General features: G+C 55.3%; 18 protein-coding genes and 1 tRNA gene. 9 read left to right on the top strand and 10 right to left on the bottom strand.

Annotation, left to right across the window (positions count from 1 at the left end; all coding sequences use genetic code 11):
- Nucleotides 1–83 precede the first annotated feature (83 nt).
- The 3 genes from VLX68_05700 to VLX68_05710 all read right to left on the bottom strand — a co-directional run bounded on the left by VLX68_05700 (nucleotide 84) and on the right by VLX68_05710 (nucleotide 3,385).
- A tRNA-Sec gene (locus VLX68_05700) sits at nucleotides 84–178 on the bottom strand.
- Nucleotides 179–605: 427 nt separating this feature from the next.
- Nucleotides 606–1,121: a radical SAM protein gene (locus VLX68_05705; protein HUI91726.1), complete on the bottom strand. Its 516-nt coding sequence runs from the start codon at nucleotides 1,119–1,121 to the stop codon at nucleotides 606–608.
- A gap of 197 nt (nucleotides 1,122–1,318) precedes the next feature.
- Nucleotides 1,319–3,385, bottom strand: a complete 2,067-nt coding sequence (locus VLX68_05710; protein HUI91727.1) for a hypothetical protein — start codon at nucleotides 3,383–3,385, stop codon at nucleotides 1,319–1,321.
- Between the two features lie 345 nt (nucleotides 3,386–3,730).
- On the opposite strand from VLX68_05710, the gene VLX68_05715 reads away from it, so the two are divergent.
- From VLX68_05715 to VLX68_05755, 9 genes are all read left to right on the top strand, one after another.
- The gene (locus VLX68_05715) at nucleotides 3,731–5,110 is read left to right on the top strand and encodes a DedA family protein (protein HUI91728.1); all 1,380 of its coding nucleotides are present in this window, start codon (nucleotides 3,731–3,733) and stop codon (nucleotides 5,108–5,110) included.
- Nucleotides 5,111–5,198: 88 nt separating this feature from the next.
- Nucleotides 5,199–6,917 carry a 2-oxoacid:acceptor oxidoreductase subunit alpha gene (locus tag VLX68_05720; protein ID HUI91729.1) on the top strand — a complete coding sequence of 573 codons (1,719 nt, stop codon included), beginning with the start codon at nucleotides 5,199–5,201 and terminating at the stop codon, nucleotides 6,915–6,917.
- Nucleotides 6,918–7,031: 114 nt separating this feature from the next.
- The gene (locus tag VLX68_05725) at nucleotides 7,032–7,898 is read left to right on the top strand and encodes a thiamine pyrophosphate-dependent enzyme (protein ID HUI91730.1); all 867 of its coding nucleotides are present in this window, start codon (nucleotides 7,032–7,034) and stop codon (nucleotides 7,896–7,898) included.
- 489 nt (nucleotides 7,899–8,387) lie between these two features.
- Nucleotides 8,388–9,878, top strand: coding sequence for a S1 RNA-binding domain-containing protein (locus VLX68_05730; GenBank protein HUI91731.1), 1,491 nt, complete (start codon nucleotides 8,388–8,390; stop codon nucleotides 9,876–9,878).
- 100 nt (nucleotides 9,879–9,978) lie between these two features.
- Nucleotides 9,979–10,956, top strand: a complete 978-nt coding sequence (galE, locus tag VLX68_05735; protein HUI91732.1) for a UDP-glucose 4-epimerase GalE — start codon at nucleotides 9,979–9,981, stop codon at nucleotides 10,954–10,956.
- Nucleotides 10,957–11,038: 82 nt separating this feature from the next.
- Nucleotides 11,039–12,529: an ATP-binding protein gene (locus VLX68_05740; GenBank protein ID HUI91733.1), complete on the top strand. Its 1,491-nt coding sequence runs from the start codon at nucleotides 11,039–11,041 to the stop codon at nucleotides 12,527–12,529.
- Nucleotides 12,530–12,551: 22 nt separating this feature from the next.
- Nucleotides 12,552–12,917: a response regulator gene (locus VLX68_05745; GenBank protein HUI91734.1), complete on the top strand. Its 366-nt coding sequence runs from the start codon at nucleotides 12,552–12,554 to the stop codon at nucleotides 12,915–12,917.
- A 9-nt stretch (nucleotides 12,918–12,926) separates the two neighbouring features.
- Entirely contained in the window at nucleotides 12,927–14,621 is a 1,695-nt protein-coding gene (gene ptsP / locus VLX68_05750; protein ID HUI91735.1) for a phosphoenolpyruvate--protein phosphotransferase, read from the top strand.
- Between the two features lie 357 nt (nucleotides 14,622–14,978).
- A complete protein-coding gene (locus VLX68_05755; protein HUI91736.1) occupies nucleotides 14,979–16,172 on the top strand; it encodes a hypothetical protein in 1,194 nt (397 codons plus the stop codon).
- 43 nt (nucleotides 16,173–16,215) lie between these two features.
- Here VLX68_05755 and VLX68_05760 read toward each other — a convergent pair whose 3' ends face one another.
- The 7 genes from VLX68_05760 to pilM form a co-directional block, all read right to left on the bottom strand.
- Entirely contained in the window at nucleotides 16,216–16,920 is a 705-nt protein-coding gene (locus VLX68_05760) for an anaerobic ribonucleoside-triphosphate reductase activating protein (protein ID HUI91737.1), read from the bottom strand.
- A complete protein-coding gene (locus VLX68_05765; GenBank protein HUI91738.1) occupies nucleotides 16,896–19,025 on the bottom strand; it encodes a ribonucleoside triphosphate reductase in 2,130 nt (709 codons plus the stop codon). Before VLX68_05765 ends, VLX68_05760 begins: the two co-directional genes overlap by 25 nt.
- Nucleotides 19,026–19,464: 439 nt before the next feature.
- Nucleotides 19,465–20,850 (bottom strand): secretin N-terminal domain-containing protein, encoded by a 1,386-nt coding sequence (locus tag VLX68_05770; GenBank protein HUI91739.1) that lies wholly within the window; start codon nucleotides 20,848–20,850, stop codon nucleotides 19,465–19,467.
- Nucleotides 20,851–20,857: 7 nt separating this feature from the next.
- A complete protein-coding gene (locus VLX68_05775; protein ID HUI91740.1) occupies nucleotides 20,858–22,810 on the bottom strand; it encodes a hypothetical protein in 1,953 nt (650 codons plus the stop codon).
- 9 nt (nucleotides 22,811–22,819) lie between these two features.
- Nucleotides 22,820–23,416, bottom strand: coding sequence for a type 4a pilus biogenesis protein PilO (gene pilO / locus VLX68_05780; GenBank protein HUI91741.1), 597 nt, complete (start codon nucleotides 23,414–23,416; stop codon nucleotides 22,820–22,822).
- Nucleotides 23,413–24,039, bottom strand: coding sequence for a PilN domain-containing protein (locus VLX68_05785; GenBank protein ID HUI91742.1), 627 nt, complete (start codon nucleotides 24,037–24,039; stop codon nucleotides 23,413–23,415). The genes pilO and VLX68_05785 overlap by 4 nt, the downstream gene beginning before the upstream one ends.
- On the bottom strand, nucleotides 24,039–25,106 hold the full coding sequence (pilM, locus tag VLX68_05790) for a type IV pilus assembly protein PilM (GenBank protein HUI91743.1): 1,068 nt from the start codon (nucleotides 25,104–25,106) through the stop codon (nucleotides 24,039–24,041). The genes VLX68_05785 and pilM overlap by 1 nt, the downstream gene beginning before the upstream one ends.
- Between the last annotated feature and the right edge of the window lie 200 nt (nucleotides 25,107–25,306).

Consider the following 25,306-nt stretch of genomic DNA (forward strand, 5'->3'; position numbering starts at 1 on the left):
TTTGCGGATGCGCGCCCAAGGGGGCCCTCTACCGAAGGGTTCGACACATTTACCCGTCAATGCGTCTACCCGTCAACTATGTTTGGCAGAGAGGGCAGGAATCGAACCTGCCACAGACGGTGTTATCCGCCCGCCACTGGTTTTGAGGACCAGCCGGAACACCAGTTCCAACCCCTCTGGGAGTAAAAATAGTTTGAAAAGACCCACATTTTAAAAGAATTTGAGCAGCTGTTGCGTTACGCATTGTTAATGTCCTATTTCAATTCCACGTTCTTATTAATGGGGTCAGAATATAGATGACATTTTTGATGGTAACCGGTACCACTCATGGTGAGCTCATTTACCCTGAGCTCGCCGAAGGGAACCATGAGCATTCACCCTTCGACAGGCTCAGGGCGAACGGTTGTCATCTATTAAATGACCGGATTAATGAGATGAAAATTAAATGAACGGGCAGGACATTATTTTTACGAATCTCAAATATTGCGGAACCTCAATGGATAGACAGGAAAAACCCACGTCATGCCCGGGAAAACGGGCATCCACTGTCAATGTTAAGTTGGATTCCCGCCTTCGCGGGAATGGCAAATGTAAAGATAATTCGGTTACACTACACTCGGATCCTCCGCCGCATGTTCCCGGAAATCTTCCACCATATGCCTTTCAATCTGTGCCGCCTTAAATTTTCCAAGATCTCTCAGCCTTCCCAGGTACTCATACCACGTCAGGCTGTTTTTGCATCTCTCGCCGAATGTGTCCGGATGGATATCTTGGATGCTCAGCCCAAGACATCCCCTGGTAAGGCTCTTCAATAAGCGCCGGGACTTTGCCTCGTTAAGAAGACTTCCGTTGGTGAAAAGGGAGACCGCCAGACCGAGGCCGTTTGCAAATTCAATCGCCCCGAATAGTTCCGGATGAAGGAGCGGCTCCCCCAGCACATGGAAGCAGACGGTCTCGGCAAGCTTCTTTTCGCCGAGCTCACGGAGGATCTTCTCCCACAGAGGGCGCTTCATGCTCGTCCGAGGACGGAGCAACGAGTCGCTCGGGCAGAAATTGCAATGGAAGTTGCATGCGTTGGTAAGCTCGACATGGTCGATGGGCCACAAGACGTTCGACGTCATGAGAAATCTTACCCTTTTATTTTTATCAAATTATTCCCTGTAGCAAATACTGCGGCAATTGTCGTTTCCGTGTTGCTGCGCCATTATGTATATATCCGCTTGTCGCCGCTCCTGTCCCGAAAGAGGTGAAAGAAGCTGCAGCAGGATTTTCTGATATGCAAACCGAATGACTCGCGGCAAGGATACGGGATTTCGCACTATCTCGCAATTATCAAGGATTTGCTTTCCTGGCAGTTTCCGGCTTGCAACCGGCAAAGGTAAAGCCCTGCCGGAAGCCTGCCGGCATCAAACCTGACGGAGTATTGTCCCGGATTTTTCTCGCCATCTTCGACAAGCGCAACTCTTTTTCCGAGTACCGTATAAATGCCAAGGTGGACAAGGCAGTGGGATTGGATGCCGTAGTTCAGCGTGATGGCTGCACGGGAGAAGACCGCGTGAAGTCTTGTGGGGAAAGAAAAAGGTTTTTGATTCTGCGGAAGTACCTGCATTTCGGAAAGGGGTCTGCGCCAGACCCCGCCGCCCAGGACGCCCGCAATCAGATTTCCGCCGCTTATGGCGAGCGAGGAGACCGATGTGTTCGTGAGACCGCTGTCAAAGGCTGCCCAGGTCTTCACGCTGTCCGCGGAAAGAAAAACCCCGTTATAGGTGCCAGCAAAGATGTTGCCGCCGCTTGCCGCAAAGCAGGAGAAATCTGTGAAATTGGCAACTCCGCTTCCGACGGCCGACCACGAAGCGCCGTTGTTCGTGGAAATTGACAAATGTGAGCCGCCGGCAAATATGCTGTTGCCGATGACGGCAAGGGCATCAATGAACACATCCGCAAGGCTGGTGTCGGTGGTGTGCCATGACGCCCCGGAGTCAGCGGAAAGAAATACACCGCAACCGTAGGTACCCGCGGCAATTTCGTTTCCGCCCACCGCAAGGGTGTTCACGGTGCGGCAGTCAAGACCGTTGGTGGCCGGGATCCACGATGCCCCATTGTCCGTGGTGCGGTACACATCGCCGCTGGCGGCGAAGACGCCGCCACCGCTCACCGCCAGTGCGTGTATATACGGGTTGGCCAGTCCGGTGTTGACCGCGGCCCAGGAGGTTCCATTGTTCTGAGACAGAAATATCCCGTCGGCGGTGCCAGCAAAAATACCGCCTCCGCTCCCGGCCAAAACGTTGATTTGCCAATTTGTCAATCCTGTATTTTTTGCGGTCCACGATGTGCCAAGGTCTGTAGAAAGAAAAATCCCCCCAGATTGTGTGCCTGCGAAAATGGTGTCGCCTTTCGCCATGACCGTGTTTACCCATGTGTTCCTTATCCCCCTGTTGACTGCCGTCCATGACGTGCCGTTGTCCGTGGAAAGAAAAAGCCCCGCCCCGGTCCCGGCAAAGAGATCGCTGCCGCTTGCCAAGATAGCGGTGACGCCCGCGTGCGCCGGCAGACCGGTATTCGCTTTTGTCCAGGATGCGCCGTTATTCGCGGAAAGAAACAAGCCGCTTGATGTTCCGGCGAAGATGTCGCTGCCGCCCACGATAAGGGCGTTTACAACCGTGTCAACAAGACCCGCATTGGCCGCGGTCCATGACGCGCCGTTGTTTGCAGACAGAAACACCCCGTTGCCGGTGCCGGCAAAGATATTGTTGCCATTCACCGCGATCGCGCTGACATTCGTATTTGCCGGCAGCCCCGTGTCGGCCGCGGTCCATGATGCGCCGTTATTGACGGAAAGGAACACGCCGCCGTATGTTCCGGCAAAAACGGTATCACCGCTCGCCGCAAGAGCATTCACATAGGTATACGGGAGGCCAACGCTGGCCGCGGTCCATGACGCGCCATTGTCGGCGGAGAGATATACTCCGCCGCCGGGACCGTCATCAGGGGGTTCCCTGGCGGCAAAGATATTGTTTCCGCTTATCGCAAGCGCGGTGACAAACCCGGGCGGAAACCCGGCATCAATGGCGGTCCACGATGCGCCGTTGTCCTTGGAACTGTGCAGGCCGCCGCCGCTCACAAGGATCCTATTGCCACTCACCGCAAAGGAATTGACGGTCATATTCGTCGAAAGGCCGGCATCTGCAGGACTCCAGGACGCACCGTTATTCGCGGAAACGTACACTCCGCCGTACCGGGTGCCGGCAAAAACATCGCCGCCGCACACTGCGAGCGCGGTGATATATGCCGCCTCGGGACCATTGGTCTGCACCCACTGGCCGACCGCCTTGTTCGTCCCGATCAACCCGACGGCAATTGCTATAACCGCCAGACATTTTCTCATAGAATCCCCGTCTGCCCGCCTCAAACATAATAATATAACGATTCATAACTTAAAAGCGACCATAAAAATCTCATCTTGTTAAAAAATGGTTTCCAACAGAAAACATTGTGCCCCTGTGGCGCATAACACTTAAGATCGAATTCATTCTTTAAACGATTTACCGGTGAATGAAAACAATAAAATTTCCTGCTCCAATCATTTCAGCTTTTATTTGAAATAAACTTCTTTTATTTGTAAAATATAGTACCGTGGATAACCGTTATCCGCTGATTAACCAGAATCAAGTATTTTTATAGGCGGATACACGCCGAGTAACAGTGTTTTTTATCGGATGCATTGGTAGTTATGCTGCACGTCATCACCCACCTCGTCACCACCTTCGGGTACGCCATCGTCGCCGCCTTCATCCTGCTGGAATGCGCCGGCTTCCCGATCCCGGGTGAAACCGCGCTGCTCGTCGCGGCGGGGTTTGCCGGTGCGGGCAAGCTGTCCATCGCTGCGGTGATTCTCACCGCCGCCGTTGCTTCGATCATGGGGAGCACGGGCGGCTACTGGATCGGCCGCCTTTTGGGAAAGGAGTTCGTGGAGCGGTGGGGCAAATACGTCGGGCTCAACCAGAAAAAGGTGCATGAGCTCGCCGATTTTTTCGTCCGCCACGGATCCTTGACCGTTTTTTTCGGCCGCTTCGTGGGCATTTTGCGCACCTACCTGTCCCTGTTCGCCGGAATCAGCAAGATGCCCTACCTCATGTTTTCGGCGTTCAACGCGCTGGGCGCCGCAGTGTGGGCGACGGTGTTCGGCATCATCGGCTTCGTGTTCGGACAGAACCTTGACGAAGTGGAAGACTTCGTGAGGCTCTTCGGCTGGGGCGCGCTGCTCGGGCTGGCCATGCTGGGGTGCGTGTGGTACCTCCGCCGCTGGGTCTCCGCCACCTCGCCGCCCGTGAAGGTCGCGGCGCAATACGGCGGCATCCGCTATACGCTGCGCAGGCTCCTGTACGGATCGTCGCTTTTTTCGCTGCGCTACGGCGCTCCGCAGCTTTCGCGTCTGGCGGTCACGGTTCTTTTTACCGTCGGGTTTATCATGACCGTCTGCGCCGTGGCGTTTGTTTCGGTGGCCGTGCACACCCTGGCCGATTACGACCCGCTCGTCCGGTTCGAGGAGATAGTCGCGGCTGCCGCTGACGCGTGGCTCTCGCAGCGCCAGAGCCTCATCCTGCTCTCGATAGCAAAAATCGGGTCCGCCGCATCGGTCGCCATCGGCATCACCGCACTGCTCGTCTCGCTCATCATCAAAAAACGGCTCTACCTGTTCACCATGGTCTTCGCGCTCTTCGGCGGCGAAATCCTCAACGCGTTCCTGCTGTTCCTCAACAGGGGCGACAACGTGTTCGTCTCGTCGCACCTTTCCATGCGGCTCGGATACATGCTCGCGTATGACAACATGATCGTGCCCATCATCGTGTTCGGCGTGCTCGCCTACTTTGGCGTGCGCGCGACGCGGCAGCTTGCCACGGCGACCACGGTCATCATCGGCTTCAGCCTGCCCGCGCTCGCGATCGTGGCGAGCAATTTTTTGTGCGACATCCACGGCACCATCGAGTTTTTCGAGGAGTTGCTGTGCGCCATCGTATGGCTGTGGATCTGCATCGGCCTCATGGAATTCATCCGCATGCGGCGCGAGCGGCTCGCGGTTCTCAAGGAAATCGGCCAAGCCCCGGCATAATTCTTGCTGTTAAGTATATACAATTTCTCCCCTGTATTTTATATTATTCATTGTCGTTCTGTTGTTGAAAATTGCAGACGGAGCCACCATGAACGAGCCTCGGAAAATCATCCTGAAAGACGACGTTTCAATCGTGATCGCGGGCCAGGCCGGCCAGGGCATCCAGACCATAGAGGAATTGCTTGCCCGGATCCTGCGCAAGGCGGGACACAACGTGTTCTCCACGAGCGAGTTCATGTCGCGCATCCGGGGGGGAAGCAACTCCACCGAGCTGCGCGTGTCGTCGCTGAAAATCGCGACGTATGTCGACCGGATGGACATTTTCATCCCGCTCGACGGCGCCGCGGTCGCGCATTGCGAAAAAAGAATCACGCAAAACACCCTCATTCTCGGCGAAAAGGAATCGCTTCCCGCAACACACCCGTTCGTGGATGTCCCGCTTCTGAAGACCGCGATGGAGGCGGGCGGCAAGGTCTATGCAAGCTCGGTGGCGGTGGGCGCGGTGTGCGGCATCCTGAATGTCCCTGCCGACCTGGTCGCGTCATATCTCACCCGGCACTTCGCGTCCAAAAAACCCGATGTCGCCGGGAAAAACGCCCATGCCGGCCTTCTGGGCCACGGCCTTGGCGATGCGCTCGTGAAGCGGGGCGTGGTGAGCGTTTCGCTCGCGAAAGACGCGCTTGTCAAGGACGAGCTCTTCATGAGCGGCGCGGAGGCCGTCGGCCTCGGCGCGCTCGCCGGCGGCTGCGATTTCGTCGCGTCGTATCCCATGTCGCCGTCCACCAACGTGCTCACCTTTCTCGCGAAGCATAAAAACGAGTTCGGCATGATCGTAGAGCAGGCCGAGGACGAAATCGCGGCCGTCAACATGGCGCTCGGCGCCTGGTACGCGGGCGGACGCGCCTTGGTCACCACGTCGGGCGGCGGGTTCGCGCTCATGGGCGAGGGTGTAAGTTTAAGCGGCATGCTCGAAACGCCGCTCGTGGTGCACGTGGGCCAGCGGCCCGGCCCGGCAACGGGGCTTCCCACGCGCACCGAGCAGGCGGACCTCGACCTCGTGCTCTACGCCGGCCACGGCGAATTTCCGCGCATGGTGTTTGCGCCGGCAACGCTCGCCGCCGCAATCGAGGCGACGCACCGGGCCTTTGCCATGGCCGACAAGTACCAGATCCCGGTTTTCGTGCTCACCGACCAGTATTTCCTCGACTCGAACATGTTCACGCCGGCCATTGACTTTTCGGCATACGGCGTGGCAAAAAATATCGTGAAGACCGGCAGTGATTACCAGCGGTACGCGCCGGCGGAAAACGGCATTTCGCCGCGCGGCGTTCCCGGCCTCGGCGACGGCATCGTGTGCGTGGACAGCGATGAACACACCGACGACGGCTTTATCACCGAGGACATGGACCAGCGCGTGCGCATGGTTGACAAACGCCTTAAAAAAAACAGATTCATGGCTGAGGACATCATGCCGCCCCGGCTCGTGGGCCCCGACAACTTCAATAACCTTGTCGTGTGCTGGGGCTCCAATTACTATTGCGTGCGGGAGGCGCTCATCCGCATGGGCTGGGGCGCGACCGCCCTGCTGCACATCACCCAGGTGCATCCCCTGCACGCCATGGTGGACGTCGTGCTGGCAAAGGCGCAGAAAATCATTGTTGCCGAAAACAACGCGACCGGCCAGCTCGCGCGGTACCTCAAGGCGTTCACTCCCTACAAAGTGCATGAAAACATCCTTAAATACAACGGCATGCCGTTTTCGGTGGAGGAGATGATGGAGAAGATCGAGAAGGCGACAGAAAAATAATGTTGACAGCTGACTATTGACGGTTGACAGAACGAAAGCCCGTTCAACGCATTATTCCAGTACCTGTCAACCGTCAACCATCCAGAGGTATTTGTAATCTAAAGGAAAGAAACAATGGACACTGCCATTTATGACAAGAAAAATCTCGACATCGCCTGGTGCCCCGGGTGCGGGAACTATTCCATCCTCGACACCATCAAGCAAGCCGTGGCCGAGCTCGGCATTGCGCCGCAGAACCTCGTGGTTGCCTGCGGCATCGGACAGGCGCCCAAGACGCCGCACTATTTCAACACCAACATGTTCAACGGGCTGCACGGCAGGGCGCTGCCGGCCGCGACCGCTATCAAGGCCGCAAACCCGTCGCTCACCGTGATCGCCGAGGGCGGCGACGGCGACATGTACGGCGAGGGCGGCAACCACTTCATCCACACCATCCGCAGAAACCCGGGAATAGCACACCTCGTGCACAACAACATGGTGTACGGCCTCACCAAGGGCCAGGCCTCGCCCACGTCGCGGCGCGGTTTCGTGACGCCGGTGCAGGTGGACGGCGTGATCCTCGAGCCGTTCAACCCGCTCGCGGTCGCGCTCGCGCTCGACGCGTCGTTCGTGGCGCGGGCGTTTGCCGGCGACATTCCCCAGACAAAGGAGATCCTGAAAAAAGCGATCCTTCACAAAGGCTACGCGCTCGTCGACATTTTCCAGCCCTGCGTCACCTACAACAAGCTCAACACCTTCAAATGGTTCAAAGACAACACGTATTATCTCGACGAAACGCATGACACGAAAAACCGGGTGAAGGCGTTCGAGCTTGCCATAAAAAACGACAAACTTCCGCTCGGTGTTTTTTATGTCAATAAAGATAAAACGCCGTTTGAAGAGGCATGCGGCGCATTCAAAGATGACAAGAGACCTCTTTACGAGAGAGAAATTGATATGAAGAAAGTGGCGGAGTTGACGGCAAGGGTTGGGAAGGATTGATTAATATTTTTTCCGTTGAGACCTCACCGCGGCCCTTCGGGCCATCCCTCTCCGAATCGGAGGGGCGGAAATGTCTCTTGTTACATTATTAACTGGGCCACAAACATTTCGCCACTCCGCGGCTCAAGAAACTCATATGGAACAATTCCAATCGGTCAATATTTTCCTGATCGACTGCCGCTCGCGGGTGCGCCCAGCGGATGGATGAAGCTTGCAGCCGGCGGTACCCGGCCGCACCCAGAAGGGGGAGCGCCCGCCCAACAGGAAGGGCGGAAAGCGCCGGAGGCCCGGTCGCGCATATTATTGGATACTATATCTTTGAAGACAATTTGGAGCGCGACCGGGCCGCAGCGAGGGGGAAACCTCCCCCACCAATACTATACTTTATTTTCATTTATTGAATTCTATACAAGTAATAAGATATTTTTCTCAAACCCTTAAAATTTCATATCGACGACAAATGGTAAAAGGAAAATCCAGGAGATTGTAATGCACACCAAGAAACACGACAGTTTTTTCGACGAAGAAAACGCGGAGACCAGGGCCGAAAAGCAGTTGCTGAACATGCTCGGCACCTACGACAGGCCCGTTGCGGTAAACCTTGAACGGGGCGCAAAGGTTTCGGGAAAAATCATAAAGATTTCCGACAAATACGCGTTCGTGGAAATCGGCGGCAAGAACGAGGCCGTGATTGAACTGTCGGAGCTTAAAAAAGAAGACGGTTCCCTTTCCGTAAACGCCGGCGACACCTTCGAAGGCTACGTTGTCTCCCTTTCCGGCGGAATCACGCTTTCTAAAAAATTTTCGTCAAAGGATTCGTCGGAAAATTCCCTGAGCGACCTCATCGACGCCATGAAATCCAAGCTGCCGGTCGAGGGAAAGGTCACGGGCGTCAACAAGGGCGGGTTCAACGTGAAAGTCATGGGACAGCGGGCGTTCTGCCCCATTTCGCAGATCGACCTGAAGCGGGTCGAGGACCCCAACGTGTGGCTCAACAAATCGCTTTCGTTTGTCATCACGCGGGTCACCGAGGGGGGACGCAACATCGTGGTGTCGCGCCTGCCGCTCCTGGAGGAGGATCTGGGCAAGGTGCTCGACGACCTTGCCGCGTGCATCGAACCGAAGACCGTGGTGACCGGCGCCATCACGCGCATCATGCCGTTCGGCCTGTTCGTCGACGTTGGCGGGTTCGAGGGGCTCGTGCACATCTCCGAAGTGTCGTGGGAGCGCGCCGAGGACCTTTCAAAAAGTTTCGAGCCGGGCCAGAAGGTGGACTGCCTCATTCTTTCCATCGAGCGCAATGAACCGCTGCGCCAGTCAAAGATCTCGCTGTCGCTCAAGCAGGTGCACGCCAACCCCTGGACCACGGTGTCAACGACGTTTGCGACCGGCCAGAGCGTGCAGGGAAAAATAACCCGGCTTGCCAATTTCGGCGCATTTGTCCAGCTCATCCCCGGCGTGGAAGGCCTCATTCACATTTCGGAAATGAGCTGGGACAGAAAGGTCCGCCACCCGCGCGACGTGGTGACCGAGGGCCAGACCGTCACGGTGAGCATTTTGCGCGTTGACCAGGAAAAGCGCGAGATCTCCTGCTCGCTCAAGGACGCGGCAAGCGACCCGTGGAACGGCATCGAGGAACGGTTCCCGGCGGGCACGGCCGTAAACGGCACCGTGGAGCAGAGCACGAAGTTCGGGTATTTCATCAATCTCGCGGAGGGGATCACCGGCCTTTTGCCCTTTTCGAACATCTCGCCGGACAAAAAGGAATCCATGAAGGTGGGCGCGCTCCTCGAGGTGACCGTCGAATCCATCGACACCGAGCGCAGGAGGATCTCCCTTTCCTGCGGTGTCGCGGACGAGCGGCGGAACCAGGCCGAGGTCAAGCAGTTCCTATCGTCGCAAAAGGAAAAGAAAAGCGAGCCCGGCGACACCGAGTTCGGCGCGGCGCTCAAGCTCGCGCTCCAGAAAAAGCAGCAGTGACCATGATTATATTGATGTATATGATGGAATGATTTTTACTATGGAATAAATAAATGGTTTGCCCGGATTAATGGGAAAAACGCAGACATTAAAGAGTCCCATGAGCAGAATACTTGTCATCGGCGGCGCAGGCTATATCGGGAGCCACGTGGCGCGGGCGTTCCTCGACCGGGGCGACCAGGTCACGGTCTTCGACAACCTGTCAAGCGGCTGCCGGGAAAACCTTTTTCCCCAGGCGGCCTTCGTTCACGGCGACATCCTCGACGTTCCACTTCTGTCAAGCACTTTGCGCAAGGGGTTCGACGCCGTCATTCATCTTGCGGCGCTCAAGGCGGCCGGCGAGTCCATGACTGCGCCGGAAAAATATTCCGTGAACAACATCTGCGGCACCATCAACATCCTCAACGCGGCGGCAGAAGCGGCCGTGCCCGCCATCGTGTTTTCGTCGTCGGCCGCGGTGTACGGCGCGCCGCGCTACGTTCCCGTTGACGAGGTCCATCCCACCGAACCGATCAACTATTACGGGTTCACCAAGCTGGAAATCGAGCGGCTCCTTGCATGGTACGAACGGCTGCGGGGTATCCGGTTCGCCGCGCTGCGGTATTTCAACGCGGCCGGCTATGATGTTAAAGGCCGGATCCAGGGACTTGAGAAAAATCCGCAGAACCTGCTCCCCATTGTCATGGAGGTAGCGGCCGGAATGCGGAAATCAATGGAGATCTTCGGCAACGACTACGACACCGAGGACGGCACCGGTGTGCGCGACTACATCCACGTGAGCGACCTTGCCGACGCGCATCTGAGCGCCTGCGATTGCCTTGCAAAAAATAAAAAAAGCGTCACGGTGAACCTCGGCAGCGAAAAGGGCATAAGCGTCGCCGCCGTCGTCGAGGCCGCGCGGCGCATCACGGGCCGCCCCATTCCCGCGGTTGTCGCAGCGCGAAGGCCGGGCGATTCGGCGGTCATGGTCGCCTCGTCGAAAAAGGCCGGACAGCTGCTCGGCTGGAAGCCACGCCGCAGCGACCGCGACACGCTGATACAAAGCACATGGGAAGTGTATAAAAAGTGTATCCGGTGATAAAAGGCCGAGTCGCATCATCTATAGTAATTTTTTATTCTCTCATACGAATTAGTAAATAAAATCCACTTTGTGAGGCGTCATGCTTTTCGAACGCCTACGTGCTTTAAGTTTCAGGACCAAGCTCCTCGCAGCGCTCGTTGTCGTGAACATACCTATCTTTGTTGTCCTTTCCACCAGTGAAATCATAGCCGTACGTAATTTCTCCTTCAAACGGGAGACGGATGTCCTCACCACAGAGGGACAATTTCTCGCGCACAGGGTCAGCAGCGCTCTTTTTCTCAATGACAGCGCGAGGGTCTCCCGGATTCTTTCCGCCGCGATTACGCCGCACCAGATAAAGAGCGCTTCGATTCTCGACAGCGAGGACATGGTCATCATGTCCACCGACCCCTCCCTGCTCGGCAAGTACCGCCCGTTGCTTGAGTCTTTACCAAGGCCCAATGGCGAGTACATCCTTAAGTCGTTCATCGTCAGCGGCAAGCCGATACACCGGAGCATGCCGAGGTTTCTTCAGATAGAATTCTCCCTCAGCAAAGCGTTCCGGGATGTGGCCAGCACGGTGTACTGGGAAGTTTTCATCGATCTGGTGGAGCTCCTCATCATCCTTCTGGTCGCCTGGATCCTTTCCGGCATCCTGCAGAAGCCGCTCAATGAAATGAGGGACGTTTCCGACAAAATGGCCACCGGCGACTTCTCGAGCAGGGTGGCGGTCCGCTCCGGCGACGTGATCGGCCGTCTCGCCGGCGCGTTCAACAACATGGCCTCGCGGCTCGACACGCTGACCAACGACCTGCAGAACGAAATAGACAGGGCCACCGGCGAACTCACGGCGCGCAACACCGAACTCAAGGAGAAACACAGGGAGCTGGAAGAAACAAACAGAAAACTGCGGGAGCTCGACATACTTAAATCGGATTTTGTTTCAATGGTATCCCATGAACTCCGCACCCCGCTCACCTCAATCATCGGGTTTGCGAAGACCCTCAAGACGCTGCCGCTGTCGGGCGAGCAGCAGAAACATTACCTTGACATCATTGAATCAGAGGGAAAACGCCTCTCGTCGCTTGTCGAAGAGTACCTTGACATATCAAAAATAGAGTCGGGCAACATCTCGTTGCAGCGGGCTCCCATCAAGATTTCCAGCCTCATCAAATCGGCCGTCGAATCTTTTTCGTTGGCCCAGCGCAAAATCATCATTGTCGACGTGCCCGCCGACGTGCCCGACATCATGGCCGACGGAAACCTGATCATCCGGGTGCTGTACAACCTCATCGACAACGCGATCAAGTATTCGGGCTCGCAGGAAATCATCGTCACCGCCCACGTGAAGGACAACGGGATCGCGGTGAGCGTCCGGGACTTCGGGCCGGGCATAGCGCCGGACGACATCGACAAGGTCTTCGGTAAATTTTACCGGGGAAAAAACCAAGCCGCGGCAAAGCACCGCGGCAGCGGGCTCGGCCTTGCCATCTCGAAGGGGATCATCGAAGCGCACAACGGCAAAATCTGGTGCGAGTCGGAGCCCGGCAAAGGAACCAAATTCACCTTTTTCCTGCCGTTCGCGGGATAGACTAACAAAAAGGAAATACTCCATGCCACACACCATTCTCGTTGTCGACGACGACCCCAATGTGCGGGAGCTTCTCCGCGTCAATCTTGCGGCGCACTCCTACGACGTCGTCACCGCCGCGGACGGCGCCGAGGCGGTGCGCACGGTCGAGCAGAGCGTCCCGGAACTGATCATCCTCGACGTCATGATGCCGGAGATGGACGGCTGGGAAGTTTGCAAGCTCGTGCGCGATAAGTATCAGGACTCGATCAAAATCATAATGCTCACGGCAAAAGACACCGCGCGGGACAAAATCATCGGAAAAAACATTCTTAAAGCAGACGAATATCTGACCAAGCCGTTTGACATAGACGACTTGCTCGCCACCGTCCAGCGCCTTCTTCCATAGGGGGAATGTATGAGCAGCCCCGTTCTGGTGCAAGACCTCGAAGTCGCGGGAACCGCGGTCTCTCCGGGCATCGCCATGGGCACGGCGCACCACTTCACCCAGATCGACCTCACCTCGCTCGAGGAAAACAGCCTGCCCGTCGGCGACATCGCCACGGAACTCGAACGTCTCGAATCCGCGCTGCAAAAAAGCCTGGAGCAGCTCCGCAGCCTTCAGGCTGACAACCGCGGCGACGACCGGAAAGACATCGCCGACATTTTCAAGGTGCAGATCCAGATCCTCTCGGACACGTCGTTTCTTTCAGCCATCAGGCGGGGCATCACCGAGCGCAAATCGAACATCGAATTCGCCATCGCCAACCAGATCCGGGAACTTGAAAAAAAATTCAAGGTAATGGAGACTGAGATCTTCAAATCGAGGCTCCTTGACGTGCAGGACGTGTACCATCGCCTGCTCCGCAACATTCTCGACATCGAGCACGTGCGCGTCACGCCGCTCACCAAGATGCCCGCCGGCGTCATCCTCGTGGCGGAGCAGCTCCTGCCGTCGGACATCGCGCTCATCGACCTGAAGAAGATCACCGGCATCGTCATCGAAAGCGGCAGTACCGTTTCTCATGTGTCAATAATCGCGAAATCGCTCGGTGTTCCGGCGATCATCAACGTTCCCGGCGTGGTCACGCTTGCCCGGCCCGGTTCGCCGCTCATCCTCGACGGCTACGGCGGCACACTCATCATAAGGCCGTCCGCGCAGACCGCCTCACGCTACCAGAAAAAACTTTCGGCCTCGCCGGCCGCGCCCGCGCGCGCCCGCAGGGCAATGCCCTGCGCCACCAAGGACGACGTTGAGGTGCGTCTTGAGGCGAACGCCGGCTCGCTCCAGGAGGTAAGGGAGGCGCTCACGGCCGGAGCCGCCGGCATCGGCCTGCTGCGCACCGAGCTGTTCTATCTTTCGCTGTCCCGCCTTCCCACCGTTGAGGAGGAGACGCGGTATTACCGCGACATAATTTCCCTGTGCAGGGACAAGCCGCTCACCATCCGGCTGCTCGACACCGGCGCAGACAAGACCCTTCCCTATCTTGCCACCCCCCGCGAAGAAAATCCGTACCTGGGCGTGCGGGGCATCCGGTTCCTGCTCCACCACCCCGACATCCTCAACAACCATCTTTCCGCCATCCTGCGCGCGTGCAAAGACGGCGGCAGCGTGCGGATCCTCGTGCCCTTTGTCTGTCTGCCCCAGGAGGTGGATGCCGTTGCCGCGGCGCTGCAGAAAGTCTGCAAAAAGGAAGGGACAAGCCGCTCGCGGTATTCCTTCGGCATCATGGTCGAGCTGCCGGCCGCCGCGGTGTCGCTGGGCTCGTTTCTTGACAAGATCGACTTTCTCAGCATCGGCACCAACGACCTTGTGCAGTACGCCTTCGCCGCCAGCCGCGAAAACAGCAGGCTCGAGGAATACCGCGCGGGCTCGTTCAGGGTGCTGCTCCGGTTTGTCAAATACATCGTTGACGCCAACACACGACATAAAAAAGACATCACGGTGTGCGGCGAGGTCGCCTCAGACCCGGCGCTCGCGCCCTATCTCATCGGCCTGGGCGTCCGCACCCTCTCCATGCAGACCGGCGCATTGACAAATGTGTGCAGGGAAATAGAGAAGAAGTCATGCGGGGAATTGGAGAAGATGGCGAGGGAATATCTGGAGAAGTAATTAATAATTAATCATGGCGTTCCCCCGCTTTGCGGTGTCGGTTCTTCATCCGGTCTCGGCCTTTAGCCTCGGGCCGCCACGGCCCTGTGCCGCTTGCGCGGAGGGTCCGGGCGGCACCGCGCTCCAGCGCGGCCTGCGGTCGCCCCTAACGCGCTGGCAAGCAATCGATGCAAGATCAAATACTCATTTGCGCAATGCGAACAGCATTTAGCAAAGTCAATTGATAAAAAAAGAGGAAACTTAACCGCTGACTGCTGATTTCTCATATAAAATTGGCAAAGAGATATTTAGGATGATATATTTAGTGATGTACGGACATCTTAATCAAAGTTACCGCCTATATAAAAGGACAGGATTATGCGAAAATTCACGCTTATTTTTATCTTGTCCGTCGCTGCGTCGTTGCAGGCCGGCCCCTACTTTATTAACGCCAGCGATTCCTGCCCCACCGTGATATCGGTAAAAAGCCACGACGCTAAAATATCCCGTATTTACAATATTACCCACGTCGACAGCACTATGGTATGTACAGACGTATGCAAATGGCAATATCAATATACCATAGATAGCAGCGAATTAAAGATTTCCTCCCTCATCGATTTTACGTTTATTGTAAAAATTTCTTTTTCATTTTTCGATTCTCTCAACCGGGTATTCGATTTTTCCCTGAAAAATATGTATCCTCCTGGCAAGGTTGACAGTATGTGGGGAGATACAGAATCGCGACCGGGATATTCAAAGACATTATACGCCAAAATCACGGTTATCTCTGCCAGTTCCGACCACGGTGTTTATCTGGATTCTTTTTGGCTTGTTGGGAATCCGAAACTGGATACCAACGTAAGGCTCTCAACGACACTTATATTGAGCGGCTGTTATAGTTACTGTGCGGACAGCGCAAAGATTCCTCAGGGTAAATGGAATTGGTTTTATATGGTGACTTCCTGTTTTCAATGTACACCTGTGTATTCTCAGCCGACGATATTAGGACATGATTATTCTTATATATTCAGTGGTGATTCAATTTATGGGTATCAAGATAATTCTATTCAATTCACCGACACGTTATTCAATGTAAATATATGTCCCCATACTTTTTATACAAATCACACTTTTATTTCTCCAGATACTTCAACGCATACTATAACATATTTCTTTTCCTATATTGGTGATAAAATATTGTATTTAAAGCGTGCTTTTGAAGACGTAGGCTATGAACAATATTTTTTAGCCGATGGAACTACCCTTGAATCATTTCTGCCGGTAAAAAATCCTATGCAACACGCCACGATTCGAGAAAACGGCTTTAAAGTAAAGCAATTGCGGGGGGATCAAATTCAGGTAAGATATTCCATCGCGAGGGATTCAAAGACAAGTCTGTCACTATACTCCTTGTCAGGGAAGTTTGTTTCAATGCTTTTCAACTCATCCCAATCAGCCGGCAGCTACGAATTAAAATCAAAAATCCCGCTTGTCGGCAAAGGGTGTTACATGTTAGTTCTGAAAAAAGGCGATGTAATCGAAACCGCAAAGCTCAATTACATCAGATGAAGGAACAAATTATCTTGTGTGCTGACCGGTGACCGCTGGCTGCTTACTCGCCTCTTATCACACATCCATCAACATATTCTGAAAGAATATCCCTATACACCGTAATTTCTTCCTGAGAAATTCTTTCCTTTTCCGTAAACGCCGGATCCAGCAGCGGCTTTTTCTTCATCATGGGCTGCAGGAATACCTTTTTCATGCCGTTGACCAATTCCCCTATTTCGCGGATTGTCCCCCTGTCAACGATACCCGGCGCCGCGGTGATCCTTATTTCGGCGTTGTCACCCATGTTCCGTGCAATCTCCACCGACCGCGATAGCCGCGGTTCCGTATCATTATACGGTGATCCGAGCAATTCGCGGTACAGCCGCGGCGCTGTCTTCACGTCCAGCGCAAGGTAGTCGGGCGACAGCGCCGCGATCGTTTCCGGGAGCATTCCGTTCGTGTCAAGCTTCACCCGAAGGCCGAGCCCTTTTATTTCAGGAACCAGGTCCTTGAGGCAGGCGTGCAGCGTCGGCTCGCCGCCCGAGAGCACCACTCCCTCCACGATGCCTTTGCGCTTTTCAAGCTGCTTCCAGATGTCATCGGAAGAAATAATTCCTTCGGCCGGGGCGTTGACAATGTCGGAATTATGGCAGTATGGACACCGAAGGTTGCACCCGGAAAAAAAGAGGACGGTTGACACCGTCCCCGGAAAATCGATGAACGAGCTTTTCTGCCAGCCGGCTACGCCGGTGAAGCGACTTCGCATGCCGCCGCCTTGGCGTGCGCGGGACCGGCGGCCTCAGCCTGGCCCGCCGCGGGGACCTTGAAGACCTTGCGCTCCCGGTATTCGGACTTCTTGCCGCAGTTCCAGTTCTGCACCGGCCGGTAATAGCCCACGATGCGCGAATAGACCTCGGTCTCCTCCCCGCAATTGGGGCACGAGAACTGCTCGCCCTTGAGGTAGCCGTGGCGCTGGCACACCGAAAACGTGGGCGTGATGGTGAAATACGGCACCTCGTAATTCGAGGCGATCTTCCTTACCAGGCTCCGGCACGTCTCCACGTCGTCGATCGACTCGCCGATAAAGCAGTGGAACACGGTGCCGCCGGTGTAGAGGCGCTGGATGTCGTTCTGCATATCGAGCGCCTCGAACACGTCGCCCACCGCGTTGACCGGCAGGGCCGTGGAATTGGTGTAATACGGGCTCTCGCCGCCGGGAATGACCATGCGCGAGAATTTCTGGCGGTCGATCTTGGCAAAACGGTAACTTGTGCCCTCGCCCGGCGTGGCCTCTAGGTTGTACAGGTGGCCCGTCTCCTCCTGGAATCCCACGAGCTTTTCCCGCATGTGAACGAGCACCTCCTTGGCGAACTCCCGCGTTTCGGGGTGCGTGAGGTCCTTGCCCATGAAATTGAGCGTGGACTCGTTCATGCCGATGAGGCCGATGGTGGAGAAATGGTTGTTCCAGTGGCGCAGATAGCGCTGCGTGTAGGGGAACAGCCCCTGATCCATGAGCCGCGTGATCACCCGGCGCTTTATCTCCAAGCTGTCGCGCGCCACGCACATCAGGTGGTCGAGCTGCGAAAAGTAGTCTTCCTTCGACGACGACAGATAACCGATGCGCGGGAGGTTGAGCGTGACCACGCCGATACTGCCCGTGAACTCGTCGGAGCCGAACAGGCCGCCCCCCCGGTTGCGTAATTCGCGCTTGTCAAGCTGCAGCCGGCAGCACATGGAGCGCACGTCGCCGGGGTTGAGGCTCGAGTTGATGAAGTTCTGGAAATACGGCGTGCCGTACTTGCCCGTCATCTTGAACAGCAGCCCCGCGTTTTCGCTGCCCCAGTTAAAATTTTTGGTCAGGTTGATGGTGGGAATGGGATAGGAAAATCCGCGGCCCTCGGCGTCGCCCTCGATGAGCACCTCGAGGAACGCCTTGTTGACAATGTCCATCTCCTTCTGGAACTCGCCGTAGGTCGCGTCGATGGTCTTGCCGCCCACGATGGCGGGCTGGTCCTTAAGGTCGTCGGGCACCACCCAGTCAAGCGTGATGTTGGTGAAGGGCGCTTGTGAGCCCCACCGCGACGGGGTGTTCACGCCGAACACGAACGACTGGACGCACTGCTTGACTTCTGCATACGTCATCTTGTTGTAGCCCACGAACGGCGCGAGGTAGGTGTCGAACGACGAAAACGCCTGCGCGCCCGCCCACTCGTTCTGTAGCACGCCCAGAAAATTCACCATCTGCTGGACCAGCGTGGAAAGGTGACGGGGCGGCCTTGACGATATTTTTCCCCGTATGCCGCCCAGGCCCTCGGCGATGAGCTGGCGCAGCGACCATCCGGCGCAATAGCCGGAGAACATGGACAAGTCGTGCAGATGGATTTCGCCGTTACGGTGCGCCTCGGCTATCTCGTGGGGGTAGATGTTCTCGAGCCAGTAGTTCGCGGTGATGGCGCCGCTGTTGTAGAGAATGAGGCCGCCCAGTGAATAGCTGACGTTGGAGTTCTCGTTGACGCGCCAGTCCTCCTGCTTGAGGTAGCCGTCCATGGTGTTTACAATGTCAAGGAGGATGTCCTTGGTGCTGCGCACGCGCCGGCGCTGCTCGCGGTACAAAATGAAGGCCTTGGCGACGCGCGCGTGGCCGTTTTCAATCAGTATCTTCTCGACAAGGTCCTGTATCTCCTCCACCGCTGGGATGGAATTGGAGTGGAACTTGCCGCTGATGGCCTGCTCGACCTGCTTTGCAAGGGTGAGCGCGAGCCCGAAATCCTTGCCGCCCACCGCCTCGGCCGCCTTGAAGATCGCGTTGGCGATCTTGTAATTGTCATACGGGACGAGCTTGCCGTCGCGCTTCCTGATTGTTGAGATCATGGTGACCACCCTTGTTTACTATTGCGAACCACCATCACATCAGATTGATCTGAGCGTTTTGACATCCCCCGCCTTTAAAACAAAAAGTCCCTCTTTACCGCTGCGCAAGCCTTGTGATAGCGGCGCACCGCATCAGAGGTTCAAGCCGGATGTCGCGGTTTTACTGGGCAATTGCGGGAATCCTGTTTATCGAGGGAACCACAATATGTGCTACTTTTTCGATTATCAGTATACAATATATTTGGATTTACTGTCAACCATTTTTTTCGCAAAAAACAAGAAGCCACCACAGCGGTAAGAAAAAAATATTTGACTTTTTGACAGAGGGGAAAAGTCTCGACTGAATCCGGAATGGCGGAAAAGAGGATGCTTGATTCCGCTTAAAAAGGACGCCGGCAAAAACGTCCGTTTGACTGGCAACGGTGCCTCGCCGGCGTGCCTACTTTACAAGCGCGGGACTTGAGACCCCGCTCACCGCCTCCACCTTCTTGGCAATAATATGCGGCGTCACAAAGACGATCAGATCGTTCTTGTCATTCGACTTCTTGTGGTGCTTGAAAAGATTGCCGATGACGGGAATGTCCTTGAGAAAGGGTATGCCCTCTTCCAAATCCTGCTTGTCGTTGGACGTCAGTCCTGCGATGACCACTGTCTCGCCGTCCGATACCACGACGTTGGTGCGGGCACTCTGCCTATCGATGATTGGGTTCGACCCAGTCCCGGTAAGCGTATAGGAACTCTTTGAGGCGTTCAATGCGAGCATTATGCGCTTCTCGCTCGTGACATGCGGGGTAACGGTGAGTTCGGTCCCCGCGTCTACCATCGTCACCGTGGGAGTGGCAGAGATCAGTTGCGTGGAGGTAGATGCCGTGGCGGGGGGCACGGTGAGGACGGGCACTTGGCTCCCCAAGAATATATCGGCTTCCTTGTTGTCAAGTGTTGTGATCTGCGGCTGGGCGACGACCTCGGCCTTGCTGTTTTGGAACAGGAAGCTGAGCGACGCCGCCAGCTTGTCCTGGCCGAGCACCCCGAAAACGAGCCGGTCCAGCTCCCCCGCCACGGAAAAATTCGGCATATGGGTCGCACTGATTTGGGCGCTTCCTATCTGGTCGAAATATCCCCACCCGATGCCGAGGTCCTGCAGCACTGTGGAACCCACCGTGATGATTTTGCACGAGATGAACACCTGGTTCGTTTCAACATCAAGGTCCTGGATCGTTTTTTTGATCTGCGCTATGTTTTTTTCCGTATCGTAAATGATGAGGGCGTTGTTCCTCTCAACCACTGTCACCTTGCCGCGCGTCGAAAGCAGGGACTGGATGGCTTTCTCTATTTCGGAAGCCTGGGCGTTATTGATCTTAATCACTTCGCGCCGGAGATCTTCCACTGCTTGCTCTGCCTGTGATGCGGTCGCTTCATCCAACTGCTGCTTGCGATAGTCCTCTACCGGTACCACATAGAGATAAGCCGACTCCTTGATTACGGTAAGGTTCGATATCTTGCAGACAATGGTCATGATCTCCCGCCATGTCTTGTTGGTCACGGTAAGCGACACATTGCCGCTCACTTTTGGATCCACCACGATGTCGATTCCAGAATATTCCGCAAGTTGCTGTAACACCGAACGGACATTTGCTTTGTCCGCCGAAAAATGCTCAATGGGCCTGTCGTGTACCGGTTTCTTCACCGTCTGTGTCTGGGCAGGAGCAGTCAGTCCGGAGGTGTCTGCCTCCTGGCTTTGCGGCGCTGTCATAAGCCATGAAACGGACATGATCAGAAGACAGGAAACGCACGCGATTTTCATCAAGCGGTATAGTGTGTTCATACCCACCTCATTTTTCATTTTCCTTGTTAAGTTTCATGGCGTAGGTTCGCGATATGCCGAGATCGTTCAGCAGGAACAGTACCTTGTCGGGCTGCACCCGCAGCACGTAGCCGTTTTGTACGGGATCGTTTTCCTTGAGGGCCCTGGCCTTTCCGTCCGCGTCTTCAAAAAGCGCGATACGGTCGGCCTCGTCGTAAAGAATTCCGACAAGTTTCAGCTTTTCTACCGTGGGCACCTGCTCTTCATTGCCCGAAAGGGGCAAAAACGGGTCACGGCCGTAAATATGATATTCTACCTGTTTTTTCGCACTTATATTTTTACCCGCCTGTGCGGTATCCTGCATGGATGCGACGGCAATATGAAGCGATGAATCCATGGCCGGCACCTTCACTTCGGGACCGGCCTTTTTCTGTGCTTCCCTTTCCTTGGCGAGTTTTTCCTTTTCAAGCTTTGTTTGTTCGGCTTTTTCCTTTGCCGCACTTTCGCGCGCGGCCTTTGCTTCCGCGGCTTTCTGTTGCGCAAGGCGCTTCAGATTGAATTTTTCAACGGCCTTCAGCACCGCCCGCGGCGCCTTGGTGCTGTCAACCGTCATTGCAGCTGAGACCCATCCGGCCACCTCCGGTGTTATAATTTTTACCCAGGCGCCCTTTTTCTCGGCTTGGGTCGCCACCGTACCCAAAGGCAGTTTTGCCATTACCTTGCCGCTTGCCACCGGTTCCGCGCGGACCACTACGTCGTTTTTCTTCATGAGCAGCCGCAAAGGCGCCGCTCCCACCTTCACACTGGGCAGAGGCGCCGGACCCGACGGAACGGGGACTTCCTTTACCGGTACCGCGGGCGCGACAGCCGGCGACTGGATTTCCTTCTTCGGCGCTGCCGTGGCAACGGCAGGTGACTGAGCTTCCTTTTTAGGTGCTTCGGTTGCCGCGGCCGGCAGCTGGACTTCCTTCTTCGGCGTTCCTTCCCGGACCGTAAACGTCTTGCCCATGACTGCATCGCTTGACATATCGGTAAGCGCCTTTTTCTTCATGCCGTCGTAATCTACTGCGAAGCGCGGCATGCTGACAAAAGCATATGCCATCGCAGAACCGCTGGCCGCGGACCAGAAGGCGAGACCCTGCAGCGTATCACTGGGGCTGTAGATCACCAGCTTGTCGGAAAACGCCTGCATGAGCGCGCTCTCCAATGCGTTCTTCCCGAGCGTAACGGCCGCGCCGAGCCACATGGTACCGCCGTGCATCACCTGCTTGAGCTCGATAACGGTGTGCGGGTCGCCGGGCGGTGAGAACCGCGTGGCGGAAAGGCCGCTGGTCGCATTGACAAACAGTATCATGATCTTATCCTGCCCCCGCTTCAGCCGCATCGTGGTGGGACCGTCGAACGCGAAGGTGAGCAATTCAACCCTGTCCCGGCGCAGCAGGGTGATGTCCTTGAGGTGCGACGCGCCTGACTGGTCAAGCACAGATGTCTGTTTCTGGACGGCAGGAACCGATTTCATCCGGGGCGGTGGGCTCCACGTGAATTCTTCTTCGGGCGCGCGCGACAGGAGCACCAGCCACTTGCTCCCCTTCTGTTTGGCCGCCACGGAGCGGTCGATCCCTTTTGTAAAGGTAAACAGCAGGTCAATCGAGTTGTCGGCAGCCCGCTCGCTCACCGAAAGCCGTTTAAGCGGGCAGGCGGCGGGAAAGGATGTGAATTCAAAATCATCGAGGTCGTAAATGACCCCGCTGCAGTGGATCGTGAGCAGTGACAGTCCCGCGGTCTTGGTCGAAACCTTCTGCTCCGTCGTCATGGTAAACGGCGCGTCCGCCTTGAGCGTGAGCGCCAGCCCTTTGCTCCCCCCCACAAGCTCAAGCCCCGAAAGAACGGCCGAGGCTCCCTGAGCGGCAAAAGCACAGCAGAGGATAACGGCCATCAGCCGTATCGCCGGTATCCTGCCCTTATGCGCTTTGTACTGCATGCTAAGGCCCTATTTCTTGGACGAAAACGTGGTCATTTGAAACGACGCGTTGATGCTCGCGATCGGCGTCCCGTGCTCCTCAGCCTCGTGTTTCGACTGCTCAAGCGAAGGGTTCAGCTGAATTGAAACACTACTCAAATTGATAATGAGCGGCATGTTTGCAAGAAAGCTGAAAAATTGCGCCAACTGATGGTAGCCACCGGTGACGGAAAGATCATATCTGTTTTCCACATAGTATTCCCGCTGAATGTCCGGCAGCGGGTTGAACCTGTTGGTATAAATCCCCGATGCGCGCGCCACCGCCGTGATTTCCCGGATCAGTTTCGGGATCTCCTTCTGGTCAGGAAACATTGATTTAAGAGAATCGAGCCGGACGCTCGCGGCGGCGATGTCGCTTTCGAGCTTTTTAAGCTGGGGCTTTAAGACCTGGATTTGGTTCAATTCATTCTGCTTTTTCACGAGCTCAGCCTTGAGGTTGTTGGTTTCCTGCCTTATCTCCACAAACACAAATTGATACCACAAGGCGACGCTCACGACGGCAACGCCGACAATGATCAAAATATTCCGCACATGCGGGTTTTTTAGGTTTAACGATTTAAGGTTCATGGCTTTCCCTTTGCGACACCACTCACGGCAACCGTGTCTTTTTTCTCGCCCTCAAGCTGTGCGTCCGGGTTGATCGTGCAGGAAATCCCGAAACGGAACATTTTTACTGACTCATTTATTCCCTCAATGCTTGACAAATCTACACTTCTGATGTAATTGCTCCCTAAAAGCTGCGTCATGAAATTGGCGACCTCGGGGAACGAAAGTGTCCTGCCCTCCACCGCCAGCACGGGCGGCGTTTGAGTACGCTCGACAATTGAAACAATCCAGGTGAAATCGGGGAGCCGCTGGCAAAAGATTTCCATGAGACGCACCCATTTCTCTCGGTTGACATTGATGCGTTCGAGCGCGCGGATCTTCTCCTGTATCACGGCCCTGTCGGCTTTGAGTTTTGCAATCTGTTCTTTTATATAACTGTTTGCCTTTATCATTGCGTCCACGGCTGCAATTTCGTTCTTCCGCTGCTGGATCTCAGTCCTCAGGCCCAGCGTCAGGGAAAAGAGGAAGGCCGCCAGCAACAGAAAGAAAAAGAGGGGATAAAACACGTCACGCGAAATCCGTATCCCCCGCTTATGGACGCGGTATTCCGCAGGAAGTAGGTTGATTTCCACACGATCGATCATTATTCTTCCACCTTCCGCAGGGCCAGCCCCACCGCGACCGTGAACAACGCAGAGAACTTCTTTGTATCAACCTCGCCAAACATGCGGGGATCGTATTCCAAGTGCGCCATGGGATTCGAGATCTGCACCTTGGTTTGATGGCGTTTTTCCAGAACAGAGGCGATATTAGGGATATAGGCGCCGCCGCCGCTTAAAACGATTTTTTCAATATTATCGCTTTTTTCCGAGCTTTTATAATACGAGAAGGCCAGGTCGATGCCGGTGGACAACTCCTCTGAGGCGTAGTCGAGGCTCTGGCGCAGGGCATTGACGTCAAGAGACTGGTTAGTCCGGCCTTTAAGGAGATTTAGAGCCTCCTCGGGCCCAAGACCGAGGTTCCTCTGCAGCGTCTTTGCGTAAAAATCGCAGGCAGTGGATATGTCGCGCGAGGAATGATACACGCCGTCCTTGACAAAAGTGACATTGGTAAGGTTGTGCCCGATATTCACGAGTGCAATCACGCCGCTTTCCTGCCCGCCCGCGCTCTCGAGCGCGTAGCAATTGTTGATGGCGAACGAGACGACGTCCACGATAACGGGCTTGAGCCCGGCCTCGTAGAGCAAATCAATGTAACTCTGCATGATCTGGTTCTTGGCCGCCACCAGAAGCACTTCGGCCTCTCCGGTCTCCGCCTTGCGGTGCAAGATTTTATAATCGAGGGTTATGTCGTCGACGTCAAAGGGGCTGCGCTGGCCGGCCTCCCAAAGAATCATTTCTTCCGCATTCTCATTCGGATCGATCTTGAAGGTGACCTTGTCGGAAATGATGCCGTGTCCCGACATTGAAATCGCGACCTCAACAATAGACGGGTCGCACTGGTTGATCAGGGTTGTAATCGTATCAATGAGAGCATCACGGTTTTTTATCTCGCTGCCCTCGATGGTCCCGGCAGGAAGCTCGCGTATTCCCGCAGCTTCAAGATTGTAACCAGTTTTTAAATGGCGGAGCTTTACCAGTTTAAGGGAATAGTTGCCGATGTCCAAACCTGTGACACTGTTTTCACCGCGAAGTCTTTGTAGTATGTTCATTTTTGTTAGTGCCTTAAAAATATATTACTACAGCAAATCACTTAAGAACTAAAATGAGACAATCTTCCTAACTGCCAACAATTTTCAGAGTTACCTCTATATATCTAACAACTTGCCAAAAAATTGTCAAGCAAAAAAATCATTAAAATTTTAAAAAAAATCCATTATACTACATATCATTAAAATCAAAAGGATACCCA

The sequence above is a fragment of the Chitinivibrionales bacterium genome, assembly GCA_035516255.1.
GTDB lineage: Bacteria > Fibrobacterota > Chitinivibrionia > Chitinivibrionales > FEN-1185 > FEN-1185.

What these genes read in the sequence shown, in the direction of transcription:
- VLX68_05705 (HUI91726.1), bottom strand. Translation starts at nt 1,121, where the DNA reads ATGACGTCGAACGTCTTGTGGCCCATCGACCATGTCGAGCTTACCAAC.
- pilM (HUI91743.1), bottom strand. Translation starts at nt 25,106, where the DNA reads ATGAACATACTACAAAGACTTCGCGGTGAAAACAGTGTCACAGGTTTG.
- VLX68_05720 (HUI91729.1), top strand. Translation starts at nt 5,199, where the DNA reads ATGAACGAGCCTCGGAAAATCATCCTGAAAGACGACGTTTCAATCGTG.
- VLX68_05740 (HUI91733.1), top strand. Translation starts at nt 11,039, where the DNA reads ATGCTTTTCGAACGCCTACGTGCTTTAAGTTTCAGGACCAAGCTCCTC.
- VLX68_05725 (HUI91730.1), top strand. Translation starts at nt 7,032, where the DNA reads ATGGACACTGCCATTTATGACAAGAAAAATCTCGACATCGCCTGGTGC.
- VLX68_05755 (HUI91736.1), top strand. Translation starts at nt 14,979, where the DNA reads ATGCGAAAATTCACGCTTATTTTTATCTTGTCCGTCGCTGCGTCGTTG.
- ptsP (HUI91735.1), top strand. Translation starts at nt 12,927, where the DNA reads ATGAGCAGCCCCGTTCTGGTGCAAGACCTCGAAGTCGCGGGAACCGCG.
- VLX68_05765 (HUI91738.1), bottom strand. Translation starts at nt 19,025, where the DNA reads ATGATCTCAACAATCAGGAAGCGCGACGGCAAGCTCGTCCCGTATGAC.
- galE (HUI91732.1), top strand. Translation starts at nt 9,979, where the DNA reads ATGAGCAGAATACTTGTCATCGGCGGCGCAGGCTATATCGGGAGCCAC.
- VLX68_05785 (HUI91742.1), bottom strand. Translation starts at nt 24,039, where the DNA reads ATGATCGATCGTGTGGAAATCAACCTACTTCCTGCGGAATACCGCGTC.
- VLX68_05760 (HUI91737.1), bottom strand. Translation starts at nt 16,920, where the DNA reads ATGCGAAGTCGCTTCACCGGCGTAGCCGGCTGGCAGAAAAGCTCGTTC.
- VLX68_05730 (HUI91731.1), top strand. Translation starts at nt 8,388, where the DNA reads ATGCACACCAAGAAACACGACAGTTTTTTCGACGAAGAAAACGCGGAG.
- VLX68_05715 (HUI91728.1), top strand. Translation starts at nt 3,731, where the DNA reads ATGCTGCACGTCATCACCCACCTCGTCACCACCTTCGGGTACGCCATC.
- pilO (HUI91741.1), bottom strand. Translation starts at nt 23,416, where the DNA reads ATGAACCTTAAATCGTTAAACCTAAAAAACCCGCATGTGCGGAATATT.
- VLX68_05745 (HUI91734.1), top strand. Translation starts at nt 12,552, where the DNA reads ATGCCACACACCATTCTCGTTGTCGACGACGACCCCAATGTGCGGGAG.
- VLX68_05775 (HUI91740.1), bottom strand. Translation starts at nt 22,810, where the DNA reads ATGCAGTACAAAGCGCATAAGGGCAGGATACCGGCGATACGGCTGATG.
- VLX68_05710 (HUI91727.1), bottom strand. Translation starts at nt 3,385, where the DNA reads ATGAGAAAATGTCTGGCGGTTATAGCAATTGCCGTCGGGTTGATCGGG.
- VLX68_05770 (HUI91739.1), bottom strand. Translation starts at nt 20,850, where the DNA reads ATGAACACACTATACCGCTTGATGAAAATCGCGTGCGTTTCCTGTCTT.